Genomic DNA, 22,487 nt, shown 5'->3' on the forward strand with positions numbered 1-22,487 from the left:
CATTATCTAGAAGTTTTCCGGCATCTTGGCTTTTTCCCGGGCCACGTCGCGATTGACCAATCGCCGCGCCACCAGATCGGCCAGGCACTGGTCCATGGTCTGCATGCCCAGGGAAGCCCCGGTCTGAATGGCCGAGTACATCTGCGCCACCTTGTCTTCGCGGATCAGGTTGCGGATGGCGGAAGTGCCGCGCATGATTTCGTGGGCCGCCACCCGGCCGCCGCCGTTTTTCTTGAGCAGCGTCTGAGAGATGACCGCCTGCAACGACTCGGACAACATGGAACGGACCATGGCCTTCTCGTTGGCCGGAAACACGTCCACCACCCGGTCAATGGTCTTGGCCGCCGAGGTGGTGTGCAGGGTGCCGAATACCAGGTGACCGGTTTCCGCCGCGGTCAGTGCCAGGCGGATGGTTTCCAGGTCCCGAAGTTCGCCCACCAGAATGATGTCCGGGTCTTCCCGCAGCGCCGAGCGAAGCGCTTCCGAAAAGCCGTGGGTGTCCCGGTGTACTTCACGCTGGTTGACCAGACACTTTTTACTTTCGTGCACAAATTCGATCGGATCTTCGATGGTCAGAATATGTTCGTATTTGTTGTCGTTGATGTAATCCATCATCGCCGCCAGCGTGGTGGACTTGCCCGAACCGGTCGGGCCGGTCACCAACACCAGCCCCCGGGGCACCGCACAGATATCGCGGAACACACTGCCCATACCCAGCTCTTCCATGGTCAACACTTTGGAGGGAATGGTCCGGAACACCGCGCCGGCACCGCGGTTCTGATTGAAGGCGTTCACCCGGAAGCGGGCCACGCCGGGCACCTCAAAGGAGAAGTCGGTTTCCAGGAACTCTTCAAAGTCCTTGCGCTGCTTGTCATTCATTATTTCGTAGATCAAACTATGCACCTGCTTGTGCTCCATCGGAGGCAGGTTGATCCGCCGCACATCGCCGTCCACCCGGATCATGGGGGGCAGGCCCGCGGAGAGGTGCAAGTCTGAAGCGCCCTGTTTAGCGCTAAAGGCCAGAAGTTCCGTAATATCCATACTGCTACCTTGTTTGTGTTTCTGTGGTTTCAGTGGCCACTGAGGGGCCGGGCGCGACAGGAGCGCTCAGGCCGACAACCCCCACCGGGACAGATATGCCAAAGATAGACGAGAAGCTCCACAATGTCACCGCCCGCCTGACTGCGGCCGCCGAAGCCGCCGGTCGTCACCCCCAGTTTGTGAAGCTGGTCGCAGTCAGCAAAACCCAGCCCGCCGAGGCGCTGGAGGCCGCATACCATGCCGGGCAGCGTCGCTTCGGTGAAAATTATCTGCAGGAAGCCCTGAGCAAACAGGAAGCCCTGGCACACCTACCCGACATCGAGTGGCATTTTATCGGCCCGATTCAGTCCAACAAGACCCGGGATATCGCCGAGCATTTTGATTGGGTGCACAGCGTTGACCGGCTCAAGATTGCCCAGCGCCTGAACGACCAGCGTCCCACCCCGCTCGGTCATCTGAATGTCTGCCTGCAGGTGAACCTCGATGCGGAAGACAGCAAGGCCGGAGTCAGCCTGCAGGAACTGCCGGACCTGGCACGGAAGGTGAGCCAGCTACCCAATCTGAGCTTGCGGGGCCTGATGGCGATCCCCGCTCCACGGGAGGAGCAGGCGGCCCAGCGCGCCAGCCTGGCTCGACTGCGGCAAGCACTGGAGGACCTGCGGGCCCAGGGGCTCGCGCTGGATACCCTGTCCATGGGCATGTCCGCGGACCTCGAAGCGGCGGTCGCCGAGGGCGCCACCCTGGTACGGGTCGGCACCGATATTTTTGGCCCTCGAAGCTAATACCGAACCAACAGGAATGATTATGAGCAACACCCAACACCCCCAGCTGGCCTTTATCGGCGCCGGCAATATGGCCCGCAGCATCATTGGCGGCCTGGTGCAGGAAGGCTATCCCGCCGAGCGCATCCGGGCCAGTGACCTGAACCGCGACGCCCTGGAACAGCTCAGCCGCGACTTCGGCATCGGCACGGGCGACAATGCCGCGGTGGCCGAGTGGGCCGAGGTGGTGGTGCTCGCAGTCAAACCCCAGGTGATGAAATCCGTCACCGAAGCCCTGCGCCCGAGCCTGACTCATCATCCCCTGCTGATTTCCATCGCCGCCGGGATTGACGGGGCCAGCCTGAGTCGCTGGCTGGGCGAGGACCAGGCGATCGTGCGCTGCATGCCCAACACGCCGGCCCTGGTCAAAACCGGGGCCAGCGGCCTGCATGCGAACCGCCATACCAGCGACGCTCAACGCGAGCAGGCGGAGCAGATTCTGGGCGCCGTCGGGACGGTTCAATGGCTGGAAGACGAGCAACTGATGGATGCGGTGACCGCCGTCTCCGGCTCCGGCCCCGCCTACTTTTTCCTGGTCATGGAGGCCATGATCGACGCCGGCGTCCAGCAGGGATTGTCCCGGGAGGCCGCCACCGAGCTGACTCTGCAGACCGCCCTGGGCGCCGCCACCCTGGCCCGCACCAGCGATGTGGGTGTGGACGAGCTGCGTCGTCGGGTCATGTCGCCGGGCGGCACCACCGAAGCCGCCATTGAATCATTCGAACGCGACGGCCTGCGCGACACCTTCCAGCGCGCCATGACCGCCTGCGCCGAGCGCTCGGTCAGCCTGGCCAAGGCCCTGGGACAGTAACCGACCCGCACCGCGGAACCCGACCGACAAGAGGAAACACCATGTCCACCTCGGCTGAAATTGCCATTTACATCATTCGCACCCTGGGCTCGCTGTACCTGATGCTGGTGATCCTGCGCTTCCTGTTCCAGATGGTGCGGGCGGATTTTTACAACCCCATTTCCCAGTTCGTGGCCAAGGCCACCAACCCACTGCTGATGCCCCTGCGCAAGGTGATTCCCGGTTTTTTCGGCGTTGATCTGGCGGCGCTGGTATTGGCGCTGGCGGTTCAGTGGTTATTGATCCAGTTGGTACTGGTCATCGCCGGTCTCGGTTTTCTCAACCCGCTCTACACCATCGCCTGGTCCGCCATCGGTCTTCTGTCTGTGGTCCTGTCGATCTACTTCTGGTGCCTGATCATCTCCATCATCGCCAGTTGGGTGGCCCCCTTCAGTCAGCATCCGGCTCTGATTCTGGTGCGCCAGTTGGTGGCTCCGGTCATGGCCCCCTTCCAGAAACTGATTCCCCCGCTCGGCGGCATCGACATCACCCCAATTTTTGCCTTCATGGTGCTGCACATCCTCAATCGCTACCTGGTGCCCGCACTGGGGCAGAGCGTGGGCATGCCCGGAGGCCTGGTCATCGGCATGTAAGCCAACAGCTATCGCCGCGGACAACCGCTTGTCCGCGCGATCAGCCGCTCAGACCAAATCTCCTTGGTATCGAGTACCCGGACGTAGTCCAATACCGGCCCATAACACCAACACTCAAAACCACTCAGGACACAGGGCCACTATGGACACCCGAGCGCTGTACCGTCACATGAGTCACTACCACCTCTGGCGTCAGGATCTGAGCCAGCGGCTGCGTCGCTTTGAACACTGGGTCCAGACCCACGGACTGGTCAGCGATGAGGTGCGTCAATGCCTGGTTCAGGCCCGCCAGTTACTGGGCAGCAATGATTTCACCCTGGTCTGCGTCGGGGAGTTCTCCCGGGGCAAAACCGAGCTGATCAACGCCCTGTTGATGGACGAGCGCAAGCAGCGGATTCTGCCCTCCCACCCGGGCCGCACCACCATGTGCCCCACCGAAATATACTGCGATCCGGACCGGCCCAACTGCCTGCGCCTTCTGCCGATCGAAACCCGGCGCAGCCAGGCCAGTCTGGAGCGTTTCAAACGGATTCCCCGCAATTGGGTGACCCTGCCCCTGGACCCCAAGACACCGGAAACGCTGCGCGCCACCCTCGATCAGGTCTCCGCCAGCCACTGGGTCAGCGACGATGAGGCCCGGGCACTCGGTTTCTGTCCCGATGAAAACAGTGAGCGCAACGACCAGGGACAGGTGGCCATCCCTCGCTGGCGCCACGCCATGATCAGCCTTGATCACCCGCTGCTGCGCCGCGGCCTGCGGATCATCGACACTCCGGGGCTCAATGCCCTGGGCAACGAACCCGAACTGACTCTCAAGGTGCTGCCCCAGGCCCAGGCCATCGTGTTTCTGCTGTCGGCCGACGCCGGTCTGACCGCCAGCGACATGACCCTGTGGCGCGACCATATTCAGGGGCTTCGCCAGCAGCGCGGCAGCGCCGTGCTGACCCTGCTCAACAAGGTCGACAGTCTGTGGGATGATCTTCAGCCACCGGAGCAGGTGGCCCAGGCGGTGGAGCAACTCCGCCAACTGACCGCCCGCCAATTGGCCCTGGAGCCCGAACAGGTGCTGCCCCTGTCGGCCAAGCAGGCACTGCTGGCCCGCGCCCACGACGACGCCGAGCGTCTTGAGCGCAGCGGTTTTGGTCAACTGGAAAAGGCCCTGGGGGAGACGGTGGCCCGCAGTCGTCAGCAACTGGCCGGCCAGCGCCTGATCACCGACAGCCAGAGCATGATCGACAACGTCTTTCACAGCCTCAAGGGCCGGATCGCAGACGCCCAACAGGAGCTGCTGCTGATTCGCACCGGCGACCGGGCGCAGAGCGATGCCCTGCTCAACGAGCGGCGCGAGGCCATCCGCCAGAAGCATCGCCAATACCACAAACAGTCCCTGTCGCTGCGCACCAGTCAGATGCTGCTGGACAAGCAGCGACCGTCCCTCATCCAGGTCATCAGTCCGGAGCGACTGGCCCGGGAAATCGACCACACCCGCCAGAAACTGACCAACAGCTGGACCACCCTGGGGTTGTCCCGCTCCATGGCCCACCTGTTCGATTGGCTGGACCACCAGATGGGCCACCTGGAGCGGGAAGTGGAGCGCACCAACCGGGTACTGGACTCCATTTACCAGCGCCCCGAGCATGCCATTGACGCCGACCAGACCCCGGCCAACTATCGGCTGGACCTCGCGGACCAACGCCGGCAGTTGCGCCAGCTGCACCATCAGGCCGACCAGTTCCGCGCCTCGCTGGACAGCCTGCTGAGCCTCAAGGGGCCACTGATTCAGCGTTTTGTCAGCACCCTCGTTCAGGAGGCCCGGACGCTGTGGCATCAGTTGTACAACATCATTGATCACTGGCTGAAGCAGGCCCTGGTGCCGCTGTTTCAGCGCAACCAGTACCAACGGCAGTTGCTCGAACACCACATGTTGCGCCTGACCCGCATGCGCCGGGAACAACAGGACCAGGCTCAACAGGTGAACACCCTGCGCGACAATATCGACCAGATGGAGCGCGCCCTGGCAGACCTTCAGGCGGTACGCGAGCAGACCCAACCGGCCATGAATCAACCGGAGCATCAGGCCACGGTGGTTCCCCTGCACCGCCCCCGCGCGGCTCAGACCGCCCCCTGATCCGGGCCGCATCGCTTGCAGCATTCCCGGCGCAACCTTAGACTTGCGGGTTTATTCCCCATCCAGGACTGAGATTGCCAATGCCCGACACCCTGCCCGACGACTCGGTGGGTCTGGTCACCCCCCAGACCCTGGAGTTCACTGAGCCGCTCACGCTGGCCTGTGGCACCACGCTCGAGCGCTACGAGCTGGTGTACGAGACCTATGGCACCCTCAACGACGACCGCTCCAATGCGGTACTGATCTGTCACGCCCTGTCCGGTAACCATCACGCCGCCGGCTACCACAGCATGGACGACCGCAAGCCCGGCTGGTGGGACAACTACATCGGCCCGGGCAAAGCCATCGACACCAACAAGTTCTTCGTGGTCTGTCCCAACAACCTCGGCGGCTGCAGCGGCTCCACCGGCCCACGCAGCACCAACCCGGCCACCGGCAAGCCCTGGGGCCCGGATTTCCCCATGCTGCGGGTACGCGACTGGGTCGAGAGTCAGGCCCGGTTGTCCGATGCGCTGGGCATTGAACGCTGGGCCGCCATCGTCGGCGGTAGCCTCGGCGGCATGCAGGTGATGCGCTGGGCTCTGGAGTATCCGGACCGATTGGGTCACGCGGTAGTGATCGCCTCGGCCATGAAGCTGAGCGCCCAGAACATTGCCTTCAACGAAACCGCCCGGCAGGCGATCATGTCCGACCCAAACTTCCTTGACGGGCGCTATCTGGAGCACAACACCCTGCCCCGCAGCGGGCTGGCTGTGGCGCGTATGATCGGCCATATCACCTATCTGTCCGATCACGCCATGGGCGAGAAATTCGGTCGGGAATTGCGCAGCGGCAGCTTTGTGCGCGGTCAGCACGATCCGGTGGAGTTTCAGGTGGAGAGCTATCTGCGCTACCAGGGCGACAGCTTTGCCAATAACTTCGATGCCAACAGCTATATTCTGATTACCCGAGCGCTGGATTACTTCGACCTGGCCCGGGAATACGACGACGATCCGGTCCAGGCCTTTGCCGAGGCCCGCTGCCGGTTTTTTGTGGTGTCCTTCAGCAGCGACTGGCGCTTCTCGCCCCAGCGCTCCCGGGAAATTGTCGACGCCCTGCTCGGCGCCCGCCAGCCGGTCACCTACACCGCCATTGATTCGCCCTACGGCCACGATGCCTTCCTGCTGCCCAGCGAGCGCTACCGGGAGGCCTTTACCCGCTACATGGCGGGCGTGGCCCGGGACGCGCAGCGTCAGGAGGTGCAGGCATGAACGGAGCCCCCATGCGACTCGACCAGACCGAAATTCAGCACTGGATTGCCGAGGGCAGCCGCATTCTCGACCTGGGCTGCGGCGACGGCACCCTGCTCAAATATCTGCAGGAGACCAAAAGCACCTCCGGCTACGGCCTGGAAATCGGCGCCGAACAGATCAACGCCTGCATCGACAAGGGCCTGAACGTCATAGAGCAGAACCTGGATGACGGCCTGGGCAACTTCGCGGACCAGAGCTTCGATACCGTGATCATGGCGCAGGCCATTCAGACTATGCACTACCCCCACAAAGTGCTGGATGAAATGCTCCGGGTGGGCAAGGAGTGCATTGTCACCTTCCCCAACTTTGGCCACTGGAAAGCCCGGTGGCACCTGGCGGTGCGTGGCCGTATGCCGGTGTCCGACCTGCTGCCTTTCGAGTGGTACGATACCCCCAACATCCATTTCTGCACCTTCCGGGATTTCGAGGTGCTCTGCCGGGACAAAGGCATCACCGTGCTGCACCGCCAGGTGGTCAACGAAGCCTCGCCGAACTTTCTCAAGGATGTATCGCCCAACCTGTTTGGCGAGACCGCGATTTACCACCTGCGCCTCGGTGACCGGGCCGGTCGTTAGACCGGTCTTCGCTTCAGCCACCCCCAAACCGGGAGTCCGCCTCCATGGGATTGCGACAGCCCTTCGGTCTGTACAACATCCGCACCGCACTGCTGGCGTTTGTGCTCGCGCCCTTTCTGTTGATCATGATCACCACCGCCGGCTTCAGCCTGCGCCAACTGGAGCAGGCAGCGGAAACCGATATGGAGGAGGAAATCGAGCTGATTGCCCGCTCCATTCGCCGCCCCCTGAGCTACGCGCTGGAGAATGGCCATGAAGAAACCCTGCGTCGCACCGTGACCTCGGCGGGGGATATCGGTCGGGTGTACGGCGTTTATGTGTACGACGAACAGGGCAACCGCATCACCGCCCAGGGCCCCAGCAACGTGCAGGTGCAGGACATTGAGGCCGCCAGCCTCGCCTCCCGGGGCAGCGAGCAGAGTGCCTTTGAGGAAATCGGTGGTGAAGCGGTGTTTTCCTATTTCATGCCCCTGACCGACAGTGGGGGGCGGATCCACGGGTTACTCCAGGTCACCCGGCGAGGCAGCGACTTCGTCCAGCAGATTCGCGCCTTCCGTACCCGGGCAATCAGTATTCTGGCCGGCTCGGCCCTGCTGGTGCTGATTCTGGTGTGGATCGGCTATCAGCGCGCCATTGGTCGCCACATCCAGTCCATGGGACGCGGTATGGCCACCGTCGCCAGCGGCCGGCGGGACCATCGCCTGGATACCCAGGGCCCCACCGAGCTGCGCTTCCTGTCCGAAGGCATCAATCGGATGCTCGACAGCATCGTCGCCTCCGAGCGGGAAATCACCACTCGTCGGGAACGGGAATACCAACTCAAACACCAGTTGCACCAGGCCGAAAAACTGGCCGCCATCGGACGTTTTGCCGCCGGGGTCGCGCACGAGTTGGGCACCCCCTTGAGCGTGGCCGACGGCAAGGCCCAGCGCGCCCTGCGCCGAGCAACCCCCGAGGATGCCAAAACCCTGCAGGACATCCGCCAGCAGCTGCAGCGCATGGAGCGGATCATCCGCCAGCTGATGGATTTTGCTCGCCCGGTGACCCCCGAGCACCGGGAAGTCCGCTTGACCGATCTGGTGCAATCCTCCCTGCAGCAGGTGGAAGAGGAGCGTCGCAAGCAGGTGGTCGACATCCAGGTTCAGGCGTCCGAGGCCCCCTGCCCCGCACTCAATGCCGATCGCCTGCGCCTGGAGCAGGCACTGATCAACCTGCTGCGCAACGCCGTTCAGGCCACCCCCAACGGCCTCGTCCGGCTGAGTTGGCACTGCACGGCCGACGCCGTACAGCTCGTGGTGGAAGACAACGGCCCGGGCATTGACCCCTCGATACGCGAACAGCTGCTCGAACCCTTTGTCACCACCAAACCGGTGGGAGTCGGCACCGGGCTCGGGCTGGCAGTGGTCAACGCCGTGGTCACCGAGCACGGTGGCCGTATCGACATCGGCACCAGCGAGCTGGGCGGAGCCCGCTTTGATCTGAACATTCCCTTTCAGCCCCCGGCGGACTCCTCGTCCGGCCTGAACGCACCTGAGGTACCTCCCCATGCCTGACGCCCCCAGTGCCGCTCCCGTCGACATTCTGGTGATCGAAGATGACCCGGATCTGCGCCAATTGTTGCTCGAAGAGCTCACCGATGCCGGCCACCGCTGTGCCGGCAAGGGGGATCTGGCCAGTGCCCGGCAGTGGCTGAGCGAGGAAGCGCCCAAACTGGTGGTCAGCGACCTTCATCTGCCCGATGGCAACGGTCTGGACTTGCTGGAAGAGCTGCGTCAGTTGCCCGTCCGCCCGAGTTTTATCGCCATCACCGCCTTTGGCACCATCGATCAGGCGGTGGATGCCCTGAAACGCGGCGCCGATGATTTTCTGACCAAACCCCTGGACCTGGACCACTTCACCCTGTCCATCACCCGCACCCTGCAGCGCCAACAGTTGGAGCAGGAGCTGAGCTACTACCGGCGCCTGCTGGATCAGGGCGAGTTTCACGGCATGATCGGGCGCAGCCCGCGCATGCGCCAACTATTCACCCAGATACAGCAGGTGGCCCAGGCCGGCGGCCCGGTGCTGGTGACCGGAGAGAGCGGCGTGGGCAAGGAGCTGGTGGCCCGTGCCATTCACCGGGAAAGCGATCGTCGGGATGGCCCGTTCATTGCGCTCAACTGCGGCGGCATTGCCGCCAACCTGCTGGAAAGTGAACTGTTCGGCCATGCCGCCGGCGCCTTTACCGGCGCCAGCAAGGCCCGGCGCGGCCTGTTCGCCGCCGCCGACGGCGGCACCCTGATGCTCGATGAGATCGGCGAAATGCCCATGGAGATGCAATCGAGCCTGCTGCGCGTGCTGCAGGACGGCCGGGTGCGACCCGTGGGTAGCAACACCGAGCAGGAGCTGAACGTGCGCATCATCGCCGCCACCAACCGGGAGCTGCCCGATGAGGTCAGCGAGGGGCGCTTTCGGGAGGATCTCTACTACCGGCTGGAAACCTTCACCATCGAAGTGCCGCCACTGCGACAGCGCGGCGATGACCTGGAGCGGCTGATCGCGCACATGGTGCATCAGTTCAACCAGCGCCGTCAGCAGCCGGTGGACGGCCTGAGTGGCGAGGCGCTCAACCTGCTCAAACGCTACCCCTTCCCGGGCAATGTGCGCGAGCTGTCCAATATCATCGAACGTGCGGTCACTTTCTGCTCGGAGCGCCTGATCGGGCCCGAACACCTGCCAGAGCGGATTCACCAGACCACGCCGACCCCGGAGCCCGCCTCCGGGGATCGCTGGCAGCCCCCCACCGGCGAAGGCGAGCTGGTGTCGCTGGACGCCGTGGAACGCAGTTACATTCACTATGTGCTCGAACAGGTGGACGGCAACAAAAAGCGCGCCGCCGATATTCTCAACATCGGTCGCCGCACCCTCTACCGCTGGCTGGAAACCGACGCGTGAATTTGCCTCTCTGAGCAGCTTGCGCCCATCCGACACACTCAAGGGTGAGTCAAATTGGCACATGAGCGAAGGGGCACAGTGACCCAGTCCACACACAGCAGGCCGCAACCTAAACAAAACCCATACAAATCAATAAGTTATAAATTTTCGTCGCTTTTGGCACGGGCGTTGCGATAAACCCGGGTACGCAACACAACTAACGGGTTTTTCAAAACCCACATTCTGTTTCACTGTGAGGAGAAACTTATGCGTACTATCAAACATCCCGTACTCGCCCTGCTGGCGTCTGTTGGTCTGCTGTTCGGTGCAGCGACCGTCTCCGCCCAGGACGAAGCGCAAGCCCCCCAGGCCCAGCCTCAGACTCAGGTAATGGATGTGAGCGAAGATCAGGTGGAAAGCTTTGTGGACGCCTACATGGCGGTCCAGGGCATTAACCAGGAATACACCCAGAAGCTTCAGGCGGTGGAAGATCCCGAGAAAGCCACCGAACTGCAGCAGGAAGCCCAGACCAAGATGCAGGAAGCGGTGAGCGATTCCGGTCTGTCCATCTCTGAATACCAGCAGATCGCCAATCAGGCCGGCCAGAGCGAAGAGCTGCGCAGCCAGATTGAGGCGGAGCTGACAGCGCGTATTGAACAGGACTCCTAAAACGGAGCAGACCAACGCGCATCGAAAACGGGGCCATCTGGCCCCGTTTTTTTGTACCCCAACCTTGTGCCAAAGACCCATCGAGTAAGGTAGACTTTCTCCTGGTCGTGCTCGCGTCCGAACCCTTGTCATTCGAAGCCGGAGAACCCACATGTCACGCCTGCTGTCCCTGACCGCCCTGCTAGCGCTGCTACTGTCGCCCCTGACCCATGCCCAGAGTGGCTCGGAGCGCTTTGGTGATTACCAGGTGTACTACAGCGTGTTCAACAGCACCTTCGTCTTGCCCGACATCGCCAGCGTGCACAATCTGGTGCGCAGTGAAGACCGGGCCCTGGTCAACGTCAGCATTGCCCGGGCCGACGGAGGGCTGGGCCTACCCGCCAGACTGAGTGGTACCGCCAACAATCTGTTACAACAGAGCCAGACCCTCGAGTTCAAAGAGATCAGCGAAGGCGACACGACTTACTACATCGCTCCGGTGCGCCATCTCAATGAAGAGATGTACAACTTCCGGATTACCATTCAGCCCGAGGGCGCCGAGCAGAGCTTCGAGCTGCGCTTCAGCCAAAAGCTGTACATTGAAAAGTAATTTCACCATCCACTGAGGAGCATGCATGCAGAAACTGGTACTCGCCAGTGGCAACCCCGGCAAACTGAAAGAGTTTCAACAACTGCTCGCCGATTGCGGCTATCAGGTCCTCTCCCAGGGCGAGTTCGGGCTCGACAGCGCCGAGGAAACCGGCCTGACCTTTGTCGAGAACGCCATCCTGAAAGCCCGCCACGCCAGCGCCCAAACCCGCCTGCCGGCCCTGGCCGATGACTCCGGTCTGTCTGTGGATGCCCTGGATGGCCGCCCCGGCATCTACTCGGCCCGCTACGCCGGCCCGGAAGCCTCCGACGCCGATAACAATGCTCGCCTGCTGCAGGAGCTCGAGGGCGTCCCCGAGGCCGAGCGCGGCGCCTGCTACCACTGCGTACTGGTGTTGATGCGCCACGCCGAAGACCCCACCCCGGTGATCGCTCAGGGCCAGTGGCTCGGGCGCATCCGCACCGAGCCCAAGGGCGAGGGCGGCTTTGGCTACGACCCCCTGTTTCAGGTCCTCGAACGTCAGTGCAGCGCGGCGGAACTGGGCAAAGAAGAAAAAGGCAAAATCAGCCACCGGGCCATCGCCACCCGGGCATTACTTTCGTCGCTCAGTCCATAGACTATCCGCTGAATTAATATCAGCATCGCGGCCGTGATATAGTCGCGTCCTGTTTTTAGTGAACCGCCGGATTGCCATGCGCCTCCCCCCGCTCTCGCTCTACATTCACATTCCCTGGTGCGTCCGCAAATGCCCCTACTGCGATTTCAACTCGCACCAGGCCGGCGACTCCCTGCCCGAGGCAGAGTACGTCGCCGCCCTGGGGGCCGACCTGGCCGCCGAGGCCGAATTGGCTCAGCGGCGCTCTATCCAGACGGTATTTTTCGGCGGCGGTACGCCGAGCCTGTTTTCCGCCGAGGCGATTGGCCGGATCCTGGAAAACGTCGATCAGACGGTGGGGCTGGCCTCCGATGCGGAGATTACCCTGGAAGCCAACCCCGGCACCTTCGAGCAGGCGCGCTTCAGTGCCTATCGCCGCGCCGGGGTAAACCGGCTGTCCATCGGGGTGCAGAGTTTCCAGGCCGAGCAATTGCACAAACTGGGCCGTATTCACGGTCGCGATGAAGCGCTGGCCGCCGTGGCCATGGCCCGTCAGGCCGGCTTCGACAATATCAACCTCGACCTGATGCACGGGCTGCCTGAGCAGACCACCGCGGCCGCCTGTGCCGACCTGCAACAGGCCATTGAACTGGCCCCCGAGCACCTGTCCTGGTATCAGTTGACCATCGAGCCCAACACCCACTTTTACAGTGCGCCCCCGCTATTGCCGGTGGAGGATACCCTGGCCGATATCCAGCAGGCCGGCGAGGCTCTGCTCGCCGAGGCGGGCTACGGCCAGTATGAGGTGTCCGCGTATTGCCAGCCCGGCAAGCCCGCCCGACACAACCTCAACTACTGGACCTATGGGGATTATCTGGGCATCGGTGCCGGCGCCCACGGGAAAGTGACCCATCCCGAGCGCGGCGACATCACCCGGCGCTGGAAAACCCGCTTACCCGCTCACTACCTGGAGCGGGCCGCCGCTGCTTCGACGACGCTCCCGAACGCGGAGCACCCGATGCTCGCTGGGCAGGAGACCCTCAAGCCCGAGGACCTGCCGCTGGATTACCTGCTCAATGCCCTGCGCCTGAACGAAGGCGTACCGGCGCACGCATTCGAGGCGTACACCGGTCTACCTCTGTCCAGGCTGGACCCGGCCTGGCGCGAACTGGAGCGCAAGGGACTGGTATACCCCAAGGACGAGCGCCTGTGTACGACCGACCTCGGGCGTCGGTTTCTCAACGACGTGCTGGCCGCTTTTTAGTATTTCATTCTGCTAGCGGCTGCTGTCGGCTTCCAGGGCTTTGATCTGCTGATAGATCCCCTCGGCCTCTTCGGTCAATAAAGAGTAGGTTTTGATATCGCCACTGCGCTGGGCGAGCATGGCATCCTTGAGGCGCTGTTCGTAGGCTTTCTGCAACTTTTTACGGGGGTCTGACTTGAGCCAGCTCAACATGGTGGGTCACTCCTGAAGTTCGATAGTGTCCCAGTGTACGTGCCCCGAGCCCAAACGGACGAACCCTGATGGGCTGCGCGGCCAACAGAAACTGGTGATTTCCCGTATCAGGGACTATGATACCGGTTACAGATCGACCTCTGATAATAGTAATAACGGACCAACTCCATGACTCATACCATCAATCACGCCAGACTGCTGTTCTGGTCATTCACCGTCGCGCTGGGCGGCTTCCTGTTCGGGTTTGATACCGCCGTCATTTCCGGCGCGGAACAGGCCATCCAGGCACAGTGGGCGCTGTCGGATGCCCTGATCGGCCTGATGGTCTCATCGGCGTTGGCCGGCACCGTCATCGGTGCCATCTTTGGCGGCATTCCCTGCGACCGTTACGGACGCAAAGTAACCCTGTTCTGGATTGGAGTCCTGTATCTGGTCTCGGCGCTCGGTTCGGCCCTCGCCCCCGATGTCTACAGCCTGATGCTGTTCCGCTTTCTCGGTGGGCTCGGCGTGGGCGCCTCCTCGGTGGCCGCTCCGGTGTATATCTCTGAAATCGCCCCCACCGGCCTGCGCGGTCGCCTGACCGCCATGTTTCAGTTCAACCTGGTGTTCGGCATCCTGTGTGCCTATCTGTCCAACTATGGTGTGGCCAGTGCCGGGGGCGACTGGCGCATCATGCTGGGCGTGGAAGTGGTGCCCGCCCTGCTGTTTGTGATTCTGATTCTGTTTGTGCCCCGCAGCCCCCGCTGGCTGATCACCCGGCGCGGCGCCCACGACGAGGCTCGCCGAGTGCTCACGATGATCGACCCAAGCCGGGTCGAGCAGGCCCTGGCGGAGATTGAGCACAGCCACAAACAGAAGGCGCAGGGCAGCGAGCTCCGGGAGTTTCTGTCCGGCCGTTATCGCTGGCCGATTCTGCTCGCCTTTCTGTTCGCGTTTTTCAATCAGGTGTCCGGCATCAACGCGGTGATCTATTACGCGCCGCGCATTTTTTCCATGGCGGGCATGGAGAGCAGTGCCGCGCTATTGTCCTCCGCCGGACTCGGGCTGGTGAACCTGGTCTTTACCCTGATCGGGCTGGCGCTGATCGACCGTTTCGGGCGGCGCTTTCTCATGTACATCGGCTCCTTTGGCTACATTCTGTCACTGACCAGCCTGGCCCTGATCTTTCATCTGGAGGCGTTCGGCGGCAGCCTGGTGCCGCTGCTGATTTTCGTGTTCATCGCCTCCCATGCAATCGGTCAGGGCGCCTGCATCTGGGTCTTTATTGCCGAGATCTTCCCCAACAGCGTCCGGGGTTACGGCATGTCCCTGGGCTCGGGCACTCACTGGGTATTTGCCGCCCTGGTCGCGTTCAGCTTTCCGTATTTTGCCGGCACCCTCGGCGGGGCACCGCTCTTTGCGTTCTTCGCCGTCATGATGGTGCTGCAACTGCTGTTCGTGCGCTACCTGATGCCCGAGACCAAAGGTGTTTCACTGGAGGACCTGGAGGTCCAGCTCAGCCAAAAGCGGTAACCGGCCAGGGGGTGAAGTGCTACACTTAGTCCGAGCGCTTCGCCCACTCTGCCAGTGACCGACCTTCATGCTGCGACTGATTCGCTACACACGCGAAAACCCCATCGCCACCCGCCTGCTCGGGCTGATCATCCTGAGCAGCTCGGCCATCACCCTGGTGGCCATCCTGATGCAACTCTACTCAAGCTTTCACGACGACCTGTCGGCACTGGAAGAGCGCCTGGATCAGGTCCGCGTCAGCACCCTGGCGAGCATCACCAAAAGCCTGTGGGGTTTTGACCAGGATCAGTTGTCGATTCAGATCGACAGTGTGCTGGATGTAGAGGACGTGGTGCAGGTGAGCGTTTCCTGGCGCGACTGGAATAACGCCGAGCAGACCCTGATCGAGTACAAGGAGGGCACGACTCAGGCGGACATTGAAGCGCGTCCCAACCAGTATCTGATCAAGGAATACCCCCTGGTCTATCAGGACGAAAGCACGCCCCGGCAAGAGCTGGGCACCTTGCAGATTACCGCCAGCCTGACCAACATCTATGACCGACTGTGGCAACGCACGCTGTTTATCGCCGGCGTACAGGGCACCAAAACCCTGATCATTTCGTTTTTCATACTGTGGTTGGTGTACACCCTGCTGACCCGCCATATGGAAACCATCGCCCACTACGCCCGTCAGCTCCACCTGGATAACCTGACCACCCCCTTGCGCCTGAAACGCATCAAGCCGGATGACAACCCCGACGAGCTGGACAATGTCGTGGAGGCGATCAATCACATGCGGGAAACTCTGCTCGAGGATATCGAGCAGCGTCAGGCGATGGAGCTGGCGCTCCTGCACGAGCGGGAGGAGAAGGCCCGCAACGAGCGCCAGAAGTTGGCCGCCGAAGATGCCAACCGGGCCAAGAGCCAGTTTCTGGCCACCATGAGCCACGAAATCCGCACCCCCATGAACGGGGTGATCGGCATGTTGGATATGCTGCGGGACACGCCCCTGAACGACAACCAGAAACACTACCTGGATGTGATTCACCGCTCCGGGGAAACCCTGCTGGAAATCATTAACGACATCCTCGATTACTCGAAAATCGAGGCGGGCAAAATGCAGCTCGAAGTGGCCGCCTTTGATCTGGAGGACCTGATTGAAGACTGCCTGCGCCTGTTTGGTGCAACCGCCAACAAGCAGGGTATCGAACTGATGGGCGGCGTGGACCCGGATGTTCCCCGCAAACTCAAAGGCGACCCGACCCGGCTGCGCCAGATTCTGATCAACCTGCTCGGCAATGCCTTCAAGTTCACCAACAAGGGACACATTGTGCTGGAAGTCTGCCGGGCCGAGGACTATACCGACGAGCAACCGCGGCTGATGTTTTCCATCCAGGATACCGGCATCGGGATTGCGCGCTCCGCGCAGACCCACCTGTTCGACTCGTTCAATCAGGAAGACACGTCGACCACCCGGCAATACGGCGGTACCGGCCTCGGTCTCGCCATCTGTAAAAGCCTGGCTGAATTGATGGGCGGCACCATCGGCGTCGAGAGCGAGAAGGGACGGGGCGCCCGCTTCTGGTTCACGGCCGGCTTCGAGGCCATGCCCGACCGCCAGAGGGCACAGGAAGAGAAAGCACTGGCCATACTCAAGGGGCGCCGGCTGCTGTTTGTCGACCCCAGCCCACGTCTGGGGGACTTCCTCGCCCGCCACTGTAAACGTTGGGGCATGACCCTGGACTGCATTGCGTCCGGGGCCGACGCCATCGCCCGGCTGCACAGGATGAACGAGCAGAACAAGGCCATTGATTTCATTGCCATCGGCAGCCAGCTCGATGACATGGAAGGCATTGCGCTGGCCGAGCAGCTCAAAGGCGATTCGATCGCCCAGGACATTCCCCGACTACTACTCGATTCGGGAGAGCTCGGCGCCGAGCCCGAGAATTTGGCGAACCTGGGCATTCACAGTGTGCTGCACAAACCCTTTTCCGCCCGCAGCCTACGCCGCCGGCTGATCAGCATGCTGGGCGAAAACCTGGAGGATGAGAGCACCCAAGCACCGACGCCCACCGACTATCAGCAATTTGCCCACCTGAGAGTGCTGGTCGCTGAAGACAATGCCGTCAACCGGATGGTGATCAAAGGATTACTGGGCAAGATGGGTATCGACGCGCGGCTGGTGGAAGACGGCCTGGCCGCCTACGAGGCCGCCTGCCGGGGGAGCTACGACCTGATCTTGATGGATTGCGAGATGCCGGAAATGGATGGCTTTGAAGCCACCCGCAGCATCCGCGAGCACGAGCGCCACCACAACCGCCCGGCCATTCCCATTGTGGCGTTGACCGCCCACGCCCTGCAGGAACACCGCGAAGAGGTGTTCGCCTCGGGCATGAATCATTACCTGGGCAAACCCATTACCCTGGCTAAGCTGTATCAGGCGTTTGAAAAAATGGGCCTGAACCGGCACGGCGGAGAGGCCTGAATTTAACCAGGGCCCGCTATTTGGGCATGGCCACTTCCGGGCGATGCACTTCACCGGGCGTGACCGACTCCTCAGCCATTTTTTCCCGGGCCCACTGTCGATCCTCCCGGTCGGCGTCCAGCCCTTCCTGCGGCCGCGCATTGGGGCGATAGACCAGACGCACCAGCACCGGAAAGTGGTCCGAACCAAAGGCCGGCAGACGCCGGAGCTCTTCCAGCACAAAGTGCTCACTGTGAAACAGGTGGTCCAGGGGCCAGCGCAGCAACGGAACCCTGGCGTGAAAACTGTTGCACATACCCCGCCCGATGCGCGGGTCCAGCAGGCCACTGATTTTGCGGAACAGGCGGGTGGTCGCGGACCAGGCCACATCGTTCAGGTCGCCGGTCACAATCACCGGCGAATCGCTTTCCGCCACACTGCGACCCACCACCAGCAGCTCCGCATCGCGCTCCGAAGAGGTTTCATTTTCGGTCGGGCTCGGCGGCGCCGGATGCAGGCAATGCACCACAATTCGTTCACCGGAGGGCAACAACACTTCGGCGTGCATGGACGGTACATCGTCTTCCACCAGAAACTGAACCGCCACATTCTCCAACGAATAGCGCGAGTAGACGTGCATACCGTAGAGATTATCGAGGGGACATTTGATGGTGTAGGCATAATCCGTTTCGAGGACATCGAGCTGTTGCTGCCACCAGCGGTCGGACTCCAGGGTCACCAGCAGGTCAGGTTGATGTTCCTTAACCAGAGACAGCAATCGCTGAGCCTGGCGATTGGGTGTGAGGACATTGGCGGTCATGATGGCGATGCGATTGGCACGATCCGACTCAGTCATGGAGCCCACGCCGCGAACCTCTTTGGGATGCAGGCGGGTGTAGGGCAGGATCCACCAGGCGTGATAGGCGAAACAGGCCGCACTGATCAGCGCCATGGCCCAGCGGTGCCCGGCGACCGAAGGTGGCAACCCCCAGGGCAGCGGCACCAGCAACAAGGCTAACAAGGCCAGCTGTAAACGCGGAAAATCCAGCCCTCGAATCCACCAGCGATCGTGCCGCAACACGGGCAGAACGGTCAGCAGTACCAACAGCGTCACCGCCACCCACAGGCTTGCCAGCATGATTGAATCCCTTTGTTCGCCTCACTATGGCGCTGAGCCTAAGCGATCCACGGCATGCTGGCAAGGGAGCAGGTCTCAGTGCTTAACGGGCCTGCTCCAGGAGCGGTTTCAGCCGCTCATAGGGCACAAACCCGGGCACCAGTAGCGACCAGAGAGCATTGCGTTTTGAGGCGGCACGATTCAACATAGGTTTGCGATACGGCAGCAATCCGGTTAACCGTTAGGGCTACTGGATGCCGGCCAGGCTCTCAACTCTCCCCAACCGACCCAGCCCATGACCGACACGGCCGATTACACTTTCCCGCCCATTGGCATCATTCGCTCCCCCTTTGTGGAGAAGTTCGGCATTCCGCGCCAACCGGGCCTGGCCCCCGCAGTCCGGGCCCAACTCGAACTGCTGCCTCCGTACAACGACCCTCAGGCGCTGGCGGGGCTGGAGCACTGCTCACACTTGTGGCTGCAGTTTGTGTTTCATCGCCCCCCGAGCGACCAGTGGCGCCCCCGGGTCCGCCCGCCGCGCCTGGGCGGTAACCGCAGTCTGGGCGTATTCGCCACCCGCTCGCCCCTGCGCCCCAACCCCATCGGATTGTCGGTGGTGAAGCTGGAGGGGGTGAAGCAGCAAGGCGGCCGGTTGTGGCTGGAGCTGTCGGGCATTGACCTGCTCGATGGCACGCCGGTGCTGGATATCAAACCGTACGTGCCCTACACGGATTCGCTGCCGGAGGCGGAGAACCGCTTTGCGGATACCGCCCCGGAGTGGGTGGAGGTGGTGTTTGCGACGGAGGCGGAGGCCGGATGCCGGGTTTTGGGTGCTCGCACGGGCGAGGACTGGGAGGCGCTTGTGCGCCAGATCCTGCAGCAGGACCCCCGCCCCCAATACCAGAAGCCGGACCCGACCCGACGTTACGGTATGACTCTCAAAGACGCCGAAGTACGGTGGTTTTACCAACCTGACGACAACGGCAACCACCGACTGGTTGTCACAGAAGTCCTTCCGCACTAATCCCATTCCTTGCGTAGGGCGCGGTAAGCGCGAAGCGCGCACCCGCCGTAAAGGTTCGTGAGGCTCCTGAACTTCGTAACTACGGCTGCGGGAGGGCATCCCCTTACGAGACACGCCGTGAACCCATCCATGGGGGCTCATCACCCGCCGTCCAGGCGGGTGACGGTCTCGTAAGGGGATGCCCTCCCTCCGCTGTGCCAACGTATCGTTTCGGGAAATAGCGGCTACGCATTGCGGCACGATATGCGTGCCCTACCCCGAACCTGCTAGTTCCCGGCACTTGACACTGGCACGGCGGAGGGTGGACCGATCACTTCGAGACTCTCTGAGGCATGGATGCCGATGAGAAGCCTCCATGGGCCGCTCTTTGGCATCCATGCCATCGCGGCATTAGTGAATCCCTTCACGTCATGGATTCACGGCGGGTCTCGAAGCGGTATAACCCACGGCAGGCCGGACTGGATCGGACCCACCTATGCAGGAACTTGTGGTATTATGCGGGCCCTTTTTCATCCCCTCCCCCGCAGGGTCAATGCCAACCCGAATCCGCTGAGGTGACTGCGTTCATGAGCAAAAAGTCATTGGACAAAAGCAAGATCAAGTTTCTGTTGCTGGAAGGTGTCCACCAATCTGCCGTCGACACCCTCAATGCCGCCGGCTACACCAACATCGACTACCTCAAGACCGCGCTGGCTGAAGACGAGCTGACCGAGCGCATCAAGGATGCCCACTTCGTCGGCCTGCGTTCGCGCACCCAGCTGACCCGCAAGGTGTTTGAAAACGCCAATAAGCTTATCGCGGCGGGCTGCTTCTGCATTGGCACCAACCAGGTTGACCTCAAGGCCGCTCAGGAACACGGCGTGGCGGTGTTCAACGCGCCCTACTCCAACACCCGCTCGGTGGCCGAGCTTGTGCTGGCCGAAGCGATTCTGCTGTTGCGCGGGATTCCCGAGAAAAATGCCGTGTGCCATCGCGGTGGTTGGCAGAAGTCGGCCGTGGGCTCCTACGAGATTCGCGGCAAGACTCTGGGCATTATCGGCTATGGCTCCATCGGCAGTCAGTTGAGCGTACTGGCCGAGAGCCTGGGTATGAACGTCTGCTTCTACGATGTCATTCCCAAGCTGCCGCTGGGCAATGCCACCCAGATGCGCAGCCTGAACGAGCTGCTCAACCACGCCGATATCGTCAGCCTGCACGTGCCGGAAACCGGCTCAACCAAAAACATGATTGGCGCCGAACAGCTCGAGCAGATGAAGCCCGGCTCCATCCTGATCAACGCCTCGCGCGGTACGGTGATTGATATCGACGCGCTGGCCGAGGCGGTCAAGGCGGATAAACTGGCCGGCGCGGCCATTGATGTCTTTCCGGTGGAGCCCAAAGGAAATGACGACGAGTTCGTCAGCCCGTTGCGCGGCCTGGATAACGTCATTCTGACGCCGCACATCGGCGGCTCGACGGTGGAAGCCCAGCAGAATATCGGGGTGGAAGTGGCCGAGAAGCTGATCATGTACTCGGACAATGGCACCACCACCAGCTCGGTCAACTTCCCGGAAGTGGCGCTGCCCGGACACCCGGACGCGCACCGCCTGTTGCACGTGCACGGCAATGTGCCGGGCGTGATGTCGGCGATCAACCGGATTTTCTCGGACAATCAGATCAACATTGCCGCCCAGTACCTGCAGACCAACGAGAAGGTCGGTTACGTGGTGGTGGATATCTACTCGCCTTACAGCCCGGAAGTGCTCAAGCAGCTGCGGGAAATTGAAGGCACCATCCGCTGTCGGGTGCTGTTCTAAGCTGGCGCCCCCAAAGCCCTGTAGGTCGGATTAGCGAAGCGTAATCCGACACAACACGCTCAAACCCTGCGTCGGATTACGCTTCGCTAATCCGACCTACTGGAAGAAGAACCGTTCGACCGCGGCGAATGCCGGGTCGCGGTACTCGGGCGTCTCGTTCACCAGATGGTGGCGGGCGCCCTCCAGCATTTCCACACTCAGGTTAGGCAGCTTTCGACCAATCTGCTGCAGGTTGTACTGCCAGTCCACAGTGTCATCCCCGGTGCCCTGCACCATCAACAGCTCATCATCACGTACCGGCCAACTTCGGAAGACTTCGTCCCAACGCTTCATGGCGCCCACCCAGTCGACACTCAGACGTCGGTACTGCAGCGGGTCCTGTGATGCCAGAAAGCGATTGAAGTCCGCATCATGGGAGCTGTCGATAAACGTCCGCGGAATCTCCCGCACCCAGCGGTGCAGCAGAGCGTAGAGCCACCGGCTGAGCCCCCAGCCGCGCGGCAACACCAGGGGCGCAAACAGGGCGGTGCGCCCGGTCAGGGCGCTCCCATGACGCCAGAGATGGTTGAGCAGCGTGGCGCCTCCCATACTCTGCCCCAGCGCAAACCGCGTCGGACCAAACAAGTGCCGGGAGCGCTCCAACAGTTGCTGTAAGACATCGGCGTAGCGATCGAAGCTGTCAATCACCAAGCGTGGCCCCGAGCTCAGGCCGTGACCGGGCTGGTCATAGGTGAGCACCGACAGGTTATGCCTGAGCGCAAAGCGCACCGCATGGCCGTACAGGGCGGAGTGATCGAAATACCCATGCACGATACTCAGATGACCCTGTGGCTGCGGAGGTAGCCAATAATGGCAGGCTATGTCCCACTGATCCAAGCGGACCCGCCCAACGCCCTGAGCCACGTCAGGAAATTCAGCCGCCCAATCCAGCCCGTAGTGCCTTAAATAAGCCCGAGTGGTCGCATCGCCGACATTGGCTCCATCTTCCGCGGGATCAAACGCAAGATAGGGCAAAATTTCGGGCAGCCCTGAAAAATCCGGGGCGGATTTGGATAAGGTCACGGACGAGGCTC

The 22,487-nt window shown here is 62.0% G+C and carries 20 protein-coding genes; 16 read left to right on the top strand and 4 right to left on the bottom strand.

From position 1 onward, the window contains the following. Positions 1–6: 6 nt before the first annotated feature. Positions 7–1,041 carry a type IV pilus twitching motility protein PilT gene (locus N645_RS0110320; RefSeq protein ID WP_024461433.1) on the bottom strand — a complete coding sequence of 345 codons (1,035 nt, stop codon included), beginning with the start codon at positions 1,039–1,041 and terminating at the stop codon, positions 7–9. A 95-nt stretch (positions 1,042–1,136) separates the two neighbouring features. On the opposite strand from N645_RS0110320, the gene N645_RS0110325 reads away from it, so the two are divergent. The 12 genes from N645_RS0110325 to hemW all read left to right on the top strand — a co-directional run bounded on the left by N645_RS0110325 (position 1,137) and on the right by hemW (position 13,330). Continuing rightward, a complete protein-coding gene (locus N645_RS0110325) occupies positions 1,137–1,823 on the top strand; it encodes a YggS family pyridoxal phosphate-dependent enzyme (RefSeq protein ID WP_024461434.1) in 687 nt (228 codons plus the stop codon). A gap of 22 nt (positions 1,824–1,845) precedes the next feature. Beyond that, on the top strand, positions 1,846–2,673 hold the full coding sequence (proC, locus tag N645_RS0110330; protein ID WP_024461435.1) for a pyrroline-5-carboxylate reductase: 828 nt from the start codon (positions 1,846–1,848) through the stop codon (positions 2,671–2,673). Between the two features lie 41 nt (positions 2,674–2,714). Beyond that, positions 2,715–3,305: a YggT family protein gene (locus N645_RS0110335; RefSeq protein ID WP_024461436.1), complete on the top strand. Its 591-nt coding sequence runs from the start codon at positions 2,715–2,717 to the stop codon at positions 3,303–3,305. Between the two features lie 142 nt (positions 3,306–3,447). Next, a complete protein-coding gene (locus N645_RS0110340) occupies positions 3,448–5,433 on the top strand; it encodes a dynamin family protein (protein WP_024461437.1) in 1,986 nt (661 codons plus the stop codon). 80 nt (positions 5,434–5,513) lie between these two features. Next, entirely contained in the window at positions 5,514–6,683 is a 1,170-nt protein-coding gene (locus tag N645_RS0110345; RefSeq protein WP_024461438.1) for a homoserine O-acetyltransferase, read from the top strand. Positions 6,684–6,694: 11 nt separating this feature from the next. Then, entirely contained in the window at positions 6,695–7,300 is a 606-nt protein-coding gene (gene metW, locus N645_RS0110350; protein WP_024461439.1) for a methionine biosynthesis protein MetW, read from the top strand. 44 nt (positions 7,301–7,344) lie between these two features. Beyond that, a complete protein-coding gene (locus tag N645_RS0110355; protein WP_024461440.1) occupies positions 7,345–8,853 on the top strand; it encodes an ATP-binding protein in 1,509 nt (502 codons plus the stop codon). Continuing rightward, positions 8,846–10,234, top strand: a complete 1,389-nt coding sequence (locus N645_RS0110360; RefSeq protein WP_024461441.1) for a sigma-54 dependent transcriptional regulator — start codon at positions 8,846–8,848, stop codon at positions 10,232–10,234. The genes N645_RS0110355 and N645_RS0110360 overlap by 8 nt, the downstream gene beginning before the upstream one ends. Positions 10,235–10,480: 246 nt before the next feature. Further along, positions 10,481–10,882: a DUF4168 domain-containing protein gene (locus N645_RS0110365; RefSeq protein ID WP_024461442.1), complete on the top strand. Its 402-nt coding sequence runs from the start codon at positions 10,481–10,483 to the stop codon at positions 10,880–10,882. A 151-nt stretch (positions 10,883–11,033) separates the two neighbouring features. Further along, entirely contained in the window at positions 11,034–11,471 is a 438-nt protein-coding gene (locus N645_RS0110370; protein ID WP_024461443.1) for a DUF4426 domain-containing protein, read from the top strand. A gap of 25 nt (positions 11,472–11,496) precedes the next feature. Next, positions 11,497–12,087: an RdgB/HAM1 family non-canonical purine NTP pyrophosphatase gene (gene rdgB, locus N645_RS0110375; RefSeq protein WP_024461444.1), complete on the top strand. Its 591-nt coding sequence runs from the start codon at positions 11,497–11,499 to the stop codon at positions 12,085–12,087. 76 nt (positions 12,088–12,163) lie between these two features. Next, entirely contained in the window at positions 12,164–13,330 is a 1,167-nt protein-coding gene (gene hemW / locus N645_RS0110380) for a radical SAM family heme chaperone HemW (RefSeq protein ID WP_051174413.1), read from the top strand. 12 nt (positions 13,331–13,342) lie between these two features. Here hemW and N645_RS0110385 read toward each other — a convergent pair whose 3' ends face one another. After that, positions 13,343–13,522 carry a DUF6435 family protein gene (locus N645_RS0110385; RefSeq protein WP_024461446.1) on the bottom strand — a complete coding sequence of 60 codons (180 nt, stop codon included), beginning with the start codon at positions 13,520–13,522 and terminating at the stop codon, positions 13,343–13,345. A 168-nt stretch (positions 13,523–13,690) separates the two neighbouring features. On the opposite strand from N645_RS0110385, the gene N645_RS0110390 reads away from it, so the two are divergent. Both N645_RS0110390 and N645_RS0110395 read left to right on the top strand, forming a co-directional pair. Continuing rightward, on the top strand, positions 13,691–15,034 hold the full coding sequence (locus N645_RS0110390) for a sugar porter family MFS transporter (protein ID WP_036160830.1): 1,344 nt from the start codon (positions 13,691–13,693) through the stop codon (positions 15,032–15,034). Between the two features lie 67 nt (positions 15,035–15,101). After that, on the top strand, positions 15,102–17,498 hold the full coding sequence (locus tag N645_RS0110395) for a response regulator (protein ID WP_024461448.1): 2,397 nt from the start codon (positions 15,102–15,104) through the stop codon (positions 17,496–17,498). A 16-nt stretch (positions 17,499–17,514) separates the two neighbouring features. Here N645_RS0110395 and N645_RS0110400 read toward each other — a convergent pair whose 3' ends face one another. Continuing rightward, a complete protein-coding gene (locus N645_RS0110400; protein ID WP_024461449.1) occupies positions 17,515–18,615 on the bottom strand; it encodes an endonuclease/exonuclease/phosphatase family protein in 1,101 nt (366 codons plus the stop codon). Positions 18,616–18,889: 274 nt separating this feature from the next. Here N645_RS0110400 and tsaA point away from each other — a divergent pair, with 274 nt between their 5' ends. Together tsaA and serA are read left to right on the top strand one after the other, a co-directional pair. After that, positions 18,890–19,618, top strand: coding sequence for a tRNA (N6-threonylcarbamoyladenosine(37)-N6)-methyltransferase TrmO (tsaA, locus tag N645_RS0110410; protein WP_024461450.1), 729 nt, complete (start codon positions 18,890–18,892; stop codon positions 19,616–19,618). Between the two features lie 566 nt (positions 19,619–20,184). Next, complete coding sequence (serA, locus tag N645_RS0110415; RefSeq protein WP_024461451.1) at positions 20,185–21,414, top strand: phosphoglycerate dehydrogenase; 1,230 nt, start codon at positions 20,185–20,187, stop codon at positions 21,412–21,414. 96 nt (positions 21,415–21,510) lie between these two features. On the opposite strand, the gene N645_RS0110420 is transcribed toward serA, so the two are convergent. After that, entirely contained in the window at positions 21,511–22,476 is a 966-nt protein-coding gene (locus tag N645_RS0110420) for an alpha/beta hydrolase (RefSeq protein ID WP_024461452.1), read from the bottom strand. Between the last annotated feature and the right edge of the window lie 11 nt (positions 22,477–22,487).

This window comes from Marinimicrobium sp. LS-A18, from assembly GCF_000463525.1.
Classification (GTDB): Bacteria; Pseudomonadota; Gammaproteobacteria; order Pseudomonadales; family Cellvibrionaceae; genus Marinimicrobium; species Marinimicrobium koreense.

Coding starts and splice junctions, on each gene's coding strand:
- N645_RS0110320 (WP_024461433.1), bottom strand. CDS start 1,041: ATGGATATTACGGAACTTCTGGCCTTTAGCGCTAAACAGGGCGCTTCA.
- N645_RS0110325 (WP_024461434.1), top strand. CDS start 1,137: ATGCCAAAGATAGACGAGAAGCTCCACAATGTCACCGCCCGCCTGACT.
- proC (WP_024461435.1), top strand. CDS start 1,846: ATGAGCAACACCCAACACCCCCAGCTGGCCTTTATCGGCGCCGGCAAT.
- N645_RS0110335 (WP_024461436.1), top strand. CDS start 2,715: ATGTCCACCTCGGCTGAAATTGCCATTTACATCATTCGCACCCTGGGC.
- N645_RS0110340 (WP_024461437.1), top strand. CDS start 3,448: ATGGACACCCGAGCGCTGTACCGTCACATGAGTCACTACCACCTCTGG.
- N645_RS0110345 (WP_024461438.1), top strand. CDS start 5,514: ATGCCCGACACCCTGCCCGACGACTCGGTGGGTCTGGTCACCCCCCAG.
- metW (WP_024461439.1), top strand. CDS start 6,695: ATGCGACTCGACCAGACCGAAATTCAGCACTGGATTGCCGAGGGCAGC.
- N645_RS0110355 (WP_024461440.1), top strand. CDS start 7,345: ATGGGATTGCGACAGCCCTTCGGTCTGTACAACATCCGCACCGCACTG.
- N645_RS0110360 (WP_024461441.1), top strand. CDS start 8,846: ATGCCTGACGCCCCCAGTGCCGCTCCCGTCGACATTCTGGTGATCGAA.
- N645_RS0110365 (WP_024461442.1), top strand. CDS start 10,481: ATGCGTACTATCAAACATCCCGTACTCGCCCTGCTGGCGTCTGTTGGT.
- N645_RS0110370 (WP_024461443.1), top strand. CDS start 11,034: ATGTCACGCCTGCTGTCCCTGACCGCCCTGCTAGCGCTGCTACTGTCG.
- rdgB (WP_024461444.1), top strand. CDS start 11,497: ATGCAGAAACTGGTACTCGCCAGTGGCAACCCCGGCAAACTGAAAGAG.
- hemW (WP_051174413.1), top strand. CDS start 12,164: ATGCGCCTCCCCCCGCTCTCGCTCTACATTCACATTCCCTGGTGCGTC.
- N645_RS0110385 (WP_024461446.1), bottom strand. CDS start 13,522: ATGTTGAGCTGGCTCAAGTCAGACCCCCGTAAAAAGTTGCAGAAAGCC.
- N645_RS0110390 (WP_036160830.1), top strand. CDS start 13,691: ATGACTCATACCATCAATCACGCCAGACTGCTGTTCTGGTCATTCACC.
- N645_RS0110395 (WP_024461448.1), top strand. CDS start 15,102: ATGCTGCGACTGATTCGCTACACACGCGAAAACCCCATCGCCACCCGC.
- N645_RS0110400 (WP_024461449.1), bottom strand. CDS start 18,615: ATGCTGGCAAGCCTGTGGGTGGCGGTGACGCTGTTGGTACTGCTGACC.
- tsaA (WP_024461450.1), top strand. CDS start 18,890: ATGACCGACACGGCCGATTACACTTTCCCGCCCATTGGCATCATTCGC.
- serA (WP_024461451.1), top strand. CDS start 20,185: ATGAGCAAAAAGTCATTGGACAAAAGCAAGATCAAGTTTCTGTTGCTG.